Source organism: Mobilicoccus pelagius NBRC 104925 (genome assembly GCF_000247995.1).
Classification (GTDB): Bacteria; Actinomycetota; Actinomycetes; order Actinomycetales; family Dermatophilaceae; genus Mobilicoccus; species Mobilicoccus pelagius.
This window is the reverse complement of record NZ_BAFE01000032.1, coordinates 1-1,681: the sequence shown is the minus strand read 5'-3', so window position 1 is coordinate 1,681 and position 1,681 is coordinate 1. Positions and strand designations below refer to the sequence as shown.

Here is a 1,681-nt window from a genome sequence, read left to right as displayed (position 1 = left end):
AGCCCGGATGTTTCATCGGGCTGGGGCGTCGGCGTAGCCGACGCCGTTGTCGTTCGATGGGGCTGATTTTGGCAGGTGAGTACGACAGTCGCCCGCCTGTCGCGGCGGGTGGGCGTCGTCTTCCACGAACGATGAAGGGGGGCGTGCTGGGCTCGTCGGGTCGGGTGGGGGTGCCGGTCAGGGTGGGGACAGCGCGGCGAGGTTGTCCCAGACGGTGGTGAACAGGACTGCCCAGGGGGCGGTCTTCTTCACGTGCAGGAGCCGTTGTCTGGCGGTCCGGGCGAGTGTCGCGGCGATCGTGAAGAGGCGGTGCCGCAGGGTTTTGGGTTCCCACCGGCGGGCTTCGTGACTGGTCAGAGCGAGCATGCCCATCCACGCCAGAAGGTCGTTCGCGATCTGAACGATCAGCAGCCACAACCGGTTCTGGTCGAAGCCCTGCAGCGGCAGGTTCGTCAAGCCCGTGTCCTTGGCGATGCGGATACGGTCCTCACAACGCGCCCGGCGGCGGTGACGTAACTCCAGCTCAGCCAGCTGTCCCCGGCTGGTGTTGGTGACGAACGCGGTCAACCGGTAGCCCTCGACATCCTCGAAGCGCAGTTGCGCGCCGGGGTGGGGCCGTTCGCGACGGACGATGACACGCATCCCTGGCGGGTACCCCTTCAACGCGATGAGATTCGTGAACTCGGCAACGTGCGCGCCCTCACGGATGGCGCCGTCGGCGTTGTAGGCCGCCTGCCACACATCCTCGGGCACCAGCCGGTACAGCTCGGGGGTGTTGGCGGGCAGGGTCCACCCGATGGAGTAGGACACCCCACGACGATCCAGGAAGGACAACAGCTCCCGGGTGCCGCCAGCGCCATCGGTCCTGATCAGAACCTTCTTACCCGGCCGGTGCGGGTTGATCACCGGCGTCGCGGCCAACGCCTGCTTGATGAGCGTCTCGTGATCGGTCGCGGTGTTGGACCCGGCGTTGCCCGGGCGCAGGAGCATCGCCAATGGTTCCCCGGTGCCCTGCGGGCCGTGGTCGATGAACGCGCACAAGGGGTGAAATCCGTAGCCGCGTTTGAACGTCGGCGCGGCCTGTTCCTTGTCCGAATGGGCCGTCACCAACGTGGCGTCTAGGTCGATGACCAGTGGATTCGCCGCCGAGGCGTCGTGGTTTGGGGCATTCGCGCCAGCCAGGCGCCACACGTGTGCCCGCGCGGCGGCGCGGGCCGCGGCGATGGCCTTCTCAACCTTGTCGATGTCACCAGCCAGCGCCGCGATCGTGCGGGAGATGGTCGCGTCCGAGGCGACCGGCCCGAACAGGCCCGGTTCGGCCCGCAACAACGCCGCGTCGCGACAGGCATCTCCACCCAGCGCCAAGGACATCGCCAGGTCCAGGAGCACCTTCGCCGGATCGTGCCTGGCCAGAGGCTTACGCCACAGCCCGAGGGCACGACTCAACGCGACATCCAGCCCGCTGACGCGAGCCGTGCGCGTCAGCAACGCCCCGCCCGCGTGCGCCACCGCCGGGACGCTCGCGGTGTCGACCCTGACCTGCGGGTAGAGCCCGCTACGCTTACTCACCTGAGAAGTGCCCTTCTGATCCTGCGGATATCGGCCTAGACAATCGACATCCTTGCAGGTCAAGGGCACTTCTCGCGTTCAGGGGTCACCCACCCCTATGAAATCTCCGGGC

The 1,681-nt window shown here is 67.5% G+C and carries 1 protein-coding gene; it reads right to left on the bottom strand.

The window, feature by feature from the left end; translation table 11 throughout:
* Nucleotides 1-177: 177 nt before the first annotated feature.
* The gene (locus tag MOPEL_RS05820) at nt 178-1,569 is read right to left on the bottom strand and encodes an IS1380 family transposase (RefSeq protein ID WP_040633106.1); all 1,392 of its coding nucleotides are present in this window, start codon (nt 1,567-1,569) and stop codon (nt 178-180) included.
* Nucleotides 1,570-1,681: the final 112 nt, after the last annotated feature.